The sequence below is a fragment of the Solihabitans fulvus genome, assembly GCF_008386585.1.
GTDB classification, from domain to species: Bacteria; Actinomycetota; Actinomycetes; order Mycobacteriales; family Pseudonocardiaceae; genus Solihabitans; species Solihabitans fulvus.
In genome coordinates, this window is the sequence record NZ_VUOB01000004.1 from 1 (window position 1) to 8779 (window position 8779).

The window sequence follows — 8779 nt, forward strand, 5'->3', positions numbered from 1 at the left end:
GCGAGTAGTGGACGGTGAGGCCCTGCTTGCGTGCGGCCACCAGGCCAGCGCGGCGCAGCAGCGCCAGGTGCTGCGAGAGGTTGGCGGCCTCGATTCCGACCTCGGACACCATCTCGGCGACGGCGTGCTCGCGCTGGCTGAGCAGCTCCAGCACGCGGATGCGCACCGGGTGGCCGAGGGCTTTGAAGAACTCGGCCTTGACCTGGTAGAGCGGGCGATCGGTGCGGCTGTCGTGTCGTTGAGCCCGCATCTGCTCGCCTTCGCCGTCGAAGTCTGCCCACGCGGGTCGGCGCGGGGTCTTCTCGCTGTGCAACAGTCCAAACCAACGAATGTCTAGTCTAGCAATATAGTTGGTTGCTAAGTTTGGAAACTTGTCAGAGTGAGTGGAGGTGAGCCGACGCCCCACGCAAGCCTTGTCCCGGTCGGGTGACCTGTCGCTCGATCGGGGTGGGTCGGGTGGCAGTGGCACCATCCCCGTCCGTTGCTCGTCGGTTCACCAGATCACGGAGCAGAGTGTGTGGCGGTTGTGGCGGAAGATCCGTAAGACCGGCCGGGTCGCCGAGCCCGCGCCTGCCAGGCCCGCGGGGCCGCTGACCTCGGTGGCGGCGCGGCTGGGCGGGTCGGTGCAGATTCGGCATGTGGACGCCGGCTCGTGCAACGGGTGCGAGGTGGAGATCGGCTCGGCGTTCGGGCCGGTGCACGACGCCGAGCGGTACGGGGCACGCCTGGTCGCCTCGCCCCGGCACGCGGACGCGCTGCTGGTGACCGGCGCGGTGACCAGGAACATGGTCGAGCCGCTGCGCCGCACCTACGACGCCGTGCCGGGCCCCAAGCTGGTGGTCGCGGTCGGTGACTGCGCTCGGGACTGCGGCGTGTTCAAGGGCGCCTACGGCGTGGTCGGGTCCGTCGGCGACGTGCTGCCGGTGGAGGTGTCGGTGCCCGGCTGCCCGCCGACTCCGGAGGCGATCACCGCCGCGCTGCGGGGGATCACGGGCCGATGAGCCCAGCGGGGTTGTCGTTCGTCGCGGCGCTCGTCGGGCTCGGCCTTGCCGCCGTGGCGGGGTTCGCCCTGCCGGGCGCGGCGCGACCGGCCGTGGTCGGCGCGCTGTCGGCGGTGTCGGGGTGCGCGGCGCTCGTCGCGGGGGTCGGGGCCCTGGCGGGGCAGGCATGGTCGGTGTCCCTGCCGGGCGTGCTTCCCCTGTCGGGCCTGGTGTTCGCCATCGACCCCTTGGGCGGGATGTTCGTCGCGGTCACCGGCGGCGTGGTCGCGGCGGCCGCCGTGTACGGGGTGGGATACACCGGCCACGGGCTGAGCGGGCGGCTCCCACAGTCGGTGTTTCCGGTGTTCGCCGCCGCCATGCTGCTCGTGCCGGCCGCGGCCACGGTTGGCGCGCTGCTGGTGTGCTGGGAGCTGATGGCGGTGGCCTCGCTGCTGCTGGTCGTCACCGAACACCGGGAGCGTCCGGAGGTCGCCTCCGCCGGCCGCTGGTACGCGGTGATGACCCACCTGGGTTTCGCCGCGATCCTGGCTGGGCTGATGCTGTTCGCGGCCGCCGCGCCCGGCGACTCCTTCGCCGCCCTGCGCGCGGCCGCCCCGGGGATGACACCGGGTTCGCGGACTGTCGTGTTCGTCCTGGTGTTGGCGGGGTTCGCGTCGAAGGCCGGGATCGTGCCGCTGCACGCCTGGCTGCCCAGGGCGCACCCGGAGGCCCCCAGCCACGTGTCGGCGCTGATGTCCGCCGCGATGGTCAACCTGGGGATATACGGGATCATCCGGGTGGGTTTCGACCTGCTGGGCGGCGGGGCGCGCGGGTGGTGGATCGCGGTCCTGGCGGTGGGCGCGGTGTCGGCGCTCTACGGCATCCTGCAGGCCGCGGTGGCCACGGACCTCAAGCGGCTGTTGGCGCACTCCACCACGGAGAACATGGGGCTGGTGTTGGTCGGCGTTGGCGCGGCGGGCATCTTCGCCACGTCAGGCGAGCGGGTGCTGGCCGGGCTGGCGTTGGTCGCGGCCCTGTTGCACACCGTCAACCACGCGGCGTTCAAGACGTTGCTGTTCCTGGCGGCGGGGTCGGTGTTGCGTGCGACGGGCAGCCGGGACCTGGACGCGTTGGGTGGGCTGCGCGCCCGGATGCCGGCCACCACGCTGCTGTTCGGAGTGGGGGCGCTGGCCGCGAGCGCGTTGCCGCCGGGCACCGCGTTCGTGTCGGAGTGGCTGTTGTTGCAGGCGTTGGTGCACGGCCTGCCCGCGTCCGGCGCGGTCACCGCGATCGCGATGCCTCTGTCGGTGGCGGTGGTCGCGCTGACCGCCGGGCTGGCGGTGGTCACCTTCGTCAAGGCCTTCGGCACGGGCTTTCTGGCCCGGCCCCGCAGCGAGGCAGCCGCCCGCGCCGCCGAGAGCCCGCGCGGCATGGTGGCGGGAATGGTGTTGGCCGCCGGGGCGTGCGGTGTGTTGGCGCTGGCGCCCACCGTGGTCGTGTCGGCGCTGGGGCGCGCGACCGCGATCGGCCGGTTGGCGGCCGACCCGATCTCCGGGAACGCGGTGACGGTGCGGCTGGGTGGCGTGGCTGGCGCGTTGTCGCCGTTGATGTTGGCGGTGGCGTTGCTGGCCGGGGTGATCGTGGTGCTGGGAGCGCTGCGGCTGCTGGCCTCTCGCAGGGCGCGGCGGGAGGCGCGGCTGTGGGACTGCGGGGCCGGGCCGCCCACCCCGCGCATGGAGTACACCGCGACCTCGTTCGCCGAGCCGGTGCAGCGGGTGTTCGACAACGTGCTGCGTCCCGAGCAGGACGTCGAGGTCACCCACGCCGACGAGTCCCGTTACCTGGTGGCGGCCATCGAGTACCGGCGGGCGGTGCCCGACCGCGTCGAGCGCCGCCTGTACGTGCCCGTCCTCACCGCGCTCCGGGCCTGGGGCCGCGCCGCGCGGGGCCTGGCCGATGGCAGCGTGCACCGCTACCTGGGCTACGGGTTCGGCGCGGTGACCGTGCTGCTGATCGTGCTGGCGGTGACCCGGTGAACGTCGTCACCCCCGTCGCGCAGGTGCTCGTCGTGGCCGGCGGATCCCCGCTGCTGGTGGGCGTGATGCGGCAGGTCCGCGCCCGGCTGGAGGGCCGCGCGGGGCCGGGTGTCGGGCAGCCGTGGCGGGACCTGCGCAAGCTGCTGCGCAAGGAACCGATCACGCCGCGCGGCACCAGCGAGGTGTTCCGGCTGGCCCCGCTGGTGCTGGCGGCCACCACGCTGGTCGCGGCGGCCGCGTCGCCGTTCCTGGCCACCACCTCGGCGCTGGATCCGATCGCCGACCTGTTCGCCGTGGTCGCTGTGCTGACGCTGGGCGCGGTCGTGCTGGCGTTGGCCGGGCTGGACACCGGGACCGCATTCGGCGGCATGGGCGCCAGCCGCGAGATGACCATCACCGCCCTGGTTGAACCCACGCTGCTGATGGCGACGTTCGCGCTGTCGGTGCGGGTCGGCTCCACCAACCTGGGCGCGATCACCACCGCGACGCTGCACGATCCGGGCCGGGTGCTGTCACCGGTGAGCCTGCTCGCGGTGGTCGCGCTCGCCGTCGCGGTGATCGCCGAGACCGGGCGGCTGCCGGTGGACAACCCGTCCACGCACCTGGAGCTGACGATGGTGCACGAGGCGATGATCCTGGAATACGCAGGCCCGGATCTGGCGCTGGTCGAGTGGGCTTCGGCGATGCGACTGACGGTGTTCCTCGGCCTGCTGGCCACCCTGTTCGCGCCGTTCGGGATCGCGGTCACCGCAAGCCCCTCGGCGCTGGCGTTGGCGGCGGCGGCCTTCGCGCTGAAGGTCACCGTGCTGGGCGTCGCGCTCGCGGTCGCGGAGGTGTTCCTGGCCAAGCTGCGGTTGTTCCGGGTGCCCGAGCTGCTGGCCGGATCGTTCCTGCTGGGGCTGCTGGCCGTCGCCGCGTCCTTCTTCCTGGCATGAGGAGCCCGACGTGACCGACACCGGCTACACGCAACTACTCGACCTGGCCTGCGGCGCGTTCCTGTTGTCCGGCGTGCTCGTGCTGGCCCGACGAGGCCTGGCCGGCGTCATCCGGGTGTTCACGGCGCAGGGTGTCGCGCTAGCCGCGCTCACCATCGTGATCGCCGTCCACGAGCGCTCCGCCGAGTGGGGCGTGGCGGCCGTCGGGATCGTGGCGTTGCGCGCGGTGGCGCTGCCGATGATGCTGCGCCGGGCCCTGGCCGACCAGCGCGACGCGGAGGCCCGGCCGCTGGTCAACATCCCCGCTTCGCTGCTCGCGGCGGCGGCGCTGACGCTGCTGGCGTATGTGGCCTCCCAGCCGTTGGTGCACCTGGCGCCCTCGACGGCGACCCACGCCATCCCGATCGGGGTGGCCATGGTGCTGATCGGGCTGTTCGCGCTGACCACGCGCCGCCGCGCGGTGTCGCAGGTGGTGGGATTCCTGGTGGTGGACAACGGGATCACCGCCGTGGGCGTACTCACCCTCGCCTCGGTGCCACTGGTGGTCGAGCTGGGAATCGCCCTCGATGTGCTGTTCGCGGTGCTGGTCCTACAGATCCTCGCCACGCGAATGCGCGAGGCGTTCGGCGACACCGACCTCGACGAACTGCGGGAGCTGCGCGACTGATGGACATCCTGCTGATTCCCGTGCTGCTGCCCGCTGTGGCCGCCACGGTTTACGCCGTGGCCGGTTGGCGCGGCCCCACCAGGTGGCTGGGCGTGGCCTCCGCCGCCGGCATCCTCGCGTGCGGGATCGTCGTCGCCACCGACGGTCCGCGAGAAGCGTTGGGCGGATGGCTGCGGGCCGACGCCCTGTCGGCGTTCATGCTCGTCGTCATCGGCGCTGTCGCGCTCGTCGCGACAGCCGCCGGACCGTCGTGGCTGCGCGCGGAGATCGCCGCCGGCCGTGCCACCGCCCGGACCGCGGCCCGGCACAGCCTGCTCGTGCAGGCGTTTCTGGCCGCCATGGCGTCAGCCGTGCTCGCGGCGAACCTCGGCGCACTGTGGGTCGCGATCGAGGCGACCACCATCGTCACCGCGTTCCTGGTCGGGCAGCGGCGCACCCGCGCCTCGGTGGAGGCGGCCTGGAAGTACGTGGTCATCTGCTCCACGGGCATCGCGCTGGCGCTGCTCGGCGTGATCCTGCTGAACTTCGCCGCCGCCCACGCGCCCACCCCGACCGGGCTCGGCCTGGCCGAGCTGGCCGCCGCCGCGCCCGGGCTCGACGGCGGCGTCACCCGCGTCGCGGTCGCGCTGCTGATCGTCGGGTTCGGCACCAAGGCAGGCCTGGCCCCGCTGCACGCGTGGTTGCCCGACGCGCACAGCCAGGCCCCCGCGCCGGTGTCCGCGCTGATGTCGGGCGTGCTGCTGTCGGTGGCCGGCTACGCGGTCCTGCGGGTGAAGGTGATCGCCGACGCCGCGCTCGGGGTCGGGTTCGCCCGCGCGCTGCTGCTCGTCGTGGCGCTGGCCTCGCTGCTGCTGGCGGCCTCTTTGGTGCTGGCGCAACGGGACTACAAGCGGATGCTGGCCTACTCCAGCATCGAGCACATGGGGCTGCTCGCGCTCGGCGCGGCCATCGGCAGCCCGCTGGCGCTGACCGCCGCGCTGCTGCACGTGCTCGGCCACGGCCTGGTCAAGTCCGTGCTGTTCCTCGGCGCGGGCCGCGTACTACAGGTGACCGGCACCAGCCTGATCTCCGGCGTGCGGGGCCTCGCGGCCAGCGCACCCGTGCTGGCGGGCACGTTCGGGTTCGGCGTGCTCGCGCTGATCGGCCTGCCCCCGTTCAGCCTGTTCGCCAGCGAGCTGGGCATCGCCCGCGCAGGCTTCGCCGCGGGCCTGGGCTGGCCGACCTCGGCGGCGCTGCTGCTGACCCTGGTGGTGGCCGGCGCGCTGCTCGCCCACACCAGCCGGATGCTGCTGGGCTCTCCGCCACAGGGGCCGGGAACCGCGACCGCGCCCCGCCGTCTGCCCGGCGCAGTGCCGCTGGTGGGCGGGCTACTGGCGTGCGCCGTCCTCGGCGTCGCATCCCTTCCCCTGCAACACCTTCTCGACGCCGCCGCAGCGACCCTGGGACACACGCCATGACCCCAACACCACCACCCGGCGAGCCCGCCGGCCACCGCCGCACCGCCCTCACCATCGCCCCCGCCGACCTGCCCATGCACGCGGAGGCGTTGCTGGAGAAGGGATATCGGGTCGCGCTGGTCTCAGGCCACGACGACGGCGACCGGCTGCGCGCGGTGTACCTGTTCACCGCGGGCTATCCCGACCGCCGCGTGGAACTGCACGTACCGCTGGACCGCGCCGACCCGCGCGTGCCCAGCCTGGCCGCGTTGTCCTTCCCCTCCGGCAGGTTCGAACGCGAGATGCGTGACCTCTACGGCATCGTCCCCGAGGACCATCCGCTGCCGCGTCGGCTGGTGCGGCACTTCCACTGGCCGCAGGGCTGGTACCCGATGCTGGACGACGCCGGGGAACCACCGGCGTTCGGCGATGTCGACGGCCCCTACCCGTTCCGCACGGTCGAGGGCCCCGGCGTCTACGAGATCCCGGTCGGGCCGGTGCACGCCGGCATGATCGGGCCGGGGCACTTCCGGTTCTCCGTGGTCGGCGAGACGATCCTCAACCTCAAGGCGCGCCTGTGGTTCGTGCACAGGGGAGTCGAGAAGCTGTTCCAGGGCCGCCGCCCGCACGAGGCCGTCGAGCTGGCCGAGCGGATCAGCGGGGACACCTCCGTCGGGCACGCCCTCGCGTTCTGCCTGGCCGTCGAGGACGCCCTCGGGTTACCGGTTCCGCCTGCGGAGCAACGGATCCGGGCCGTGTTGCTGGAGTTGGAGCGGCTCTACAACCACATCACCGACATCGGCGCGCTGTGCAATGACGTGGGCTACGGCATCCTCAACACCCAGGCCCAACGCGTCCGGGAACGCCTGCTGCGACTCAACGCCACCGTGACAGGCCACCGGCTGCTGCGCGGCGCGATCCGGCCCGGTGGCACGCGCGTTCGGACGCGGCCGGAGGTGGCCGAGCTGACCGCGATCGCCATGGACGCCGACGAGATCGTCGGACTCGCGCTGGACAACGGGGTCGTGCGCGACCGGTTCGCCGGCACCGCGGTGCTCACCGCGCGCCAAGCCGAGGATCTGGGCGCCCTGGGGTATGTCGCGCGCGCCAGCGGGCTTGCCGTGGACGCCCGGTGGACGCACCCGTTCGTGGACCGAGGGCCGCAGTTGACCGTGCACACCCACGAGACTGGCGACGTGCTTGCCCGGTTCCTGGTGCGGGCACAGGAGATTCCCACGGCGGTCGCGGTCATTGCCGAGCTGCTGGACAACGAGGACCTGACCAGCCCATTCGACGGGGCCCGACCGGCGGAGGCGGGCGAGGTGGCGTCAGGGGTGGGCATCGCCGAGGCGTGGCGGGGCACCATCGTGCACCGGGTGGAGATCGGCCGGGACGGGACGCTGCGCCGGGTCAAGGTCGTGGATCCCAGTTTCGTCAACTGGCCGGCGTTGCCCGTCGCGCTGGCCGACACGATCGTGCCCGACTTCCCGTTGACCAACAAGAGTTTCAACCTGTCCTACGCCGGCAACGACCTCTGAGATACCGCGCCGAAGCGGCTCGCCCGAGCGGCCGCAGGCACCGGCCCCGCAACCCGTCAGACTCGGGCCTGGCGCACCACGGTGGAGGCTGACATGCACGAGCCGACCGCGGCCGACGTGATGACCCGCCAGGTGATCACCGCCGTGCCCGACACTCCGTTCCTGGTGCTGGCCGGATTGCTGGCCGCCCACGGCATCGGCGCCCTGCCCGTCCTGGATCCCACGGGCCGGCCGATCGGCGTGGTGGAGGACATCGACGTCCTGGCCAAGCTGGAGTTCCATGCCGGCGCCGACGGTCCGCCCCTGCTGGCTGGCGCTCGTTGCCGGGCGCGATGGCGCAAGTCCTCGGGGCTGACCGCCGCCGACCTGATGAGCAGGCGCATGCTCGCCGTCACTGAAGGGACATCGCTGGCTGTCGTAGTGCGTGTCCTGGCCGGCGAGCGCCTGCGGCAACTGTTCGTCGTCGACGGGGGTGGCCGGTTGGTCGGCGTGCTGGCCCGCCGCGACGTCCTTCGGCTTTACCTGCGTGGCGATCGGGCGATCCAAACCGACATCGACCGTACGTTGGCCGGCCTGGCGGCCTACCCGTTCACCATCAGCGCGTACGTCGCCGACGGTGTCGTCGCCCTGGAGGGCAGGCTCCCGTTGCGCAGTACCGCCGAGCGCGCCATCCGACTCGCCTCCCATGTGTCTGGCGTCATCGCCGTGCGCGACAACCTTCGCTACGACGTCGACGACCTGATGATCACCGGGCTGTGACGGCGATGCGCCAACGGGCAGAGTCGCATGCCGAGTTGCGTATGTACTTAACTAAGAAGACAATACCGCTGTGTCGACCTTGCTGACGCGGGCCAGGCCGCATGCGGGGACGGGAACCGGAAGCGACGTGCCGGGATACCGCGCACGGGCGACCGCGACCGCCCCCGCACCGCACACGACCCACCATCGAACGGCAGGTTCCGTGACGTCTGTTGAGGTGGCGACCAGCAGTAGGTCGGGTGCGGTCACCAAGCATCTGGTGCTGGTGTCTGGGCGCGCCTGTCCCGATCTCGCACGTGAGGTCGCTGAGCACCTCGGTGTGACGATCACGCCCCAGTCGGCGTACGACTTCGCCAACGGGGAGATCTTCGTCAGGTTCGAGGAGTCGGTGCGCGGCTGCGACGCGTTCGTGATCCAGAGCCACTGCG

9 protein-coding genes are annotated in these 8779 nt (G+C 72.3%); 8 read left to right on the forward strand and 1 reads right to left on the reverse strand.

What is annotated here, in order from left to right; translation table 11 throughout:
• On the reverse strand, window positions 1-250 hold a 250-nt coding region (locus F0L68_RS03470; RefSeq protein ID WP_149847939.1), incomplete at its 3' end, for an ArsR/SmtB family transcription factor.
• Between the two features lie 265 nt (window positions 251-515).
• Here F0L68_RS03470 and F0L68_RS03475 point away from each other — a divergent pair.
• From F0L68_RS03475 to F0L68_RS03510, 8 genes are all read left to right on the forward strand, one after another.
• Window positions 516-1001 carry an NADH-quinone oxidoreductase subunit B family protein gene (locus tag F0L68_RS03475; RefSeq protein WP_149847940.1) on the forward strand — a complete coding sequence of 162 codons (486 nt, stop codon included), beginning with the start codon at window positions 516-518 and terminating at the stop codon, window positions 999-1001.
• Window positions 998-3016 carry a proton-conducting transporter transmembrane domain-containing protein gene (locus tag F0L68_RS03480; protein ID WP_149847941.1) on the forward strand — a complete coding sequence of 673 codons (2019 nt, stop codon included), beginning with the start codon at window positions 998-1000 and terminating at the stop codon, window positions 3014-3016. The genes F0L68_RS03475 and F0L68_RS03480 overlap by 4 nt, the downstream gene beginning before the upstream one ends.
• Window positions 3013-3951 (forward strand): respiratory chain complex I subunit 1 family protein, encoded by a 939-nt coding sequence (locus F0L68_RS03485; protein ID WP_149847942.1) that lies wholly within the window; start codon window positions 3013-3015, stop codon window positions 3949-3951. The genes F0L68_RS03480 and F0L68_RS03485 overlap by 4 nt, the downstream gene beginning before the upstream one ends.
• A gap of 10 nt (window positions 3952-3961) precedes the next feature.
• Window positions 3962-4618 carry a hypothetical protein gene (locus tag F0L68_RS03490; RefSeq protein ID WP_149847943.1) on the forward strand — a complete coding sequence of 219 codons (657 nt, stop codon included), beginning with the start codon at window positions 3962-3964 and terminating at the stop codon, window positions 4616-4618.
• On the forward strand, window positions 4618-6075 hold the full coding sequence (locus F0L68_RS03495) for a proton-conducting transporter transmembrane domain-containing protein (protein ID WP_149847944.1): 1458 nt from the start codon (window positions 4618-4620) through the stop codon (window positions 6073-6075). Before F0L68_RS03490 ends, F0L68_RS03495 begins: the two co-directional genes overlap by 1 nt.
• Window positions 6072-7592: a hydrogenase large subunit gene (locus F0L68_RS03500; RefSeq protein ID WP_149847945.1), complete on the forward strand. Its 1521-nt coding sequence runs from the start codon at window positions 6072-6074 to the stop codon at window positions 7590-7592. Before F0L68_RS03495 ends, F0L68_RS03500 begins: the two co-directional genes overlap by 4 nt.
• Window positions 7593-7685: 93 nt before the next feature.
• Window positions 7686-8351, forward strand: a complete 666-nt coding sequence (locus F0L68_RS03505; RefSeq protein WP_149847946.1) for a CBS domain-containing protein — start codon at window positions 7686-7688, stop codon at window positions 8349-8351.
• 217 nt (window positions 8352-8568) lie between these two features.
• Window positions 8569-8779, forward strand: a 211-nt coding sequence (locus tag F0L68_RS03510; RefSeq protein WP_188316365.1) for a ribose-phosphate pyrophosphokinase-like domain-containing protein, incomplete at its 3' end; no start/stop codon positions are given.